At 52.4% G+C, this 370-nt stretch carries 1 protein-coding gene; it reads right to left on the bottom strand.

Features of this window, described 5'->3' with window-relative positions; translation table 11 throughout:
- A partial coding sequence (gene dmsD, locus LZP73_RS19435; protein WP_234236559.1) for a Tat proofreading chaperone DmsD occupies positions 1-370 on the bottom strand: 370 nt, incomplete at both ends.

Genomic DNA, 370 nt, shown 5'->3' with positions numbered 1-370 from the left:
AGGAATCAACAGTTGTGATTGCCATTGCGCCAGCGTTAAGCGAGCGAGTTCACCCAGTGCACGGTAGAAAGGGTGTTCTGCTTTTTCGATAAAAACGTCAAGAAAACGTGTTGACCACGGAAAAAGGTGCCATGCCAGCAATTCTTCGCATTCTGTCTGGCGACCATTCTCCGCCAACCACGCAGCCATCAGCAGCAGTGAACCAAAATGATCTTCCGGTTCGTTTTGCTTCATTTCGAACTGAATGCCTTTCTCGCGCATCCACTGACGAAGTGCCAATGTTGAATCGCCAAACAGCACAGATTCGCGATCCAGCCAGACCGATCCCCACGGCGGAGACGGCAGTGCCCACGGGCCGACAAACAAACGC

It is taken from the genome of Shewanella sp. AS16 (genome assembly GCF_021412365.1).
Taxonomy (GTDB): Bacteria; Pseudomonadota; Gammaproteobacteria; order Enterobacterales; family Shewanellaceae; genus Shewanella; species Shewanella salipaludis.
This window is presented reverse-complemented; position numbering and strand designations above follow the sequence as displayed.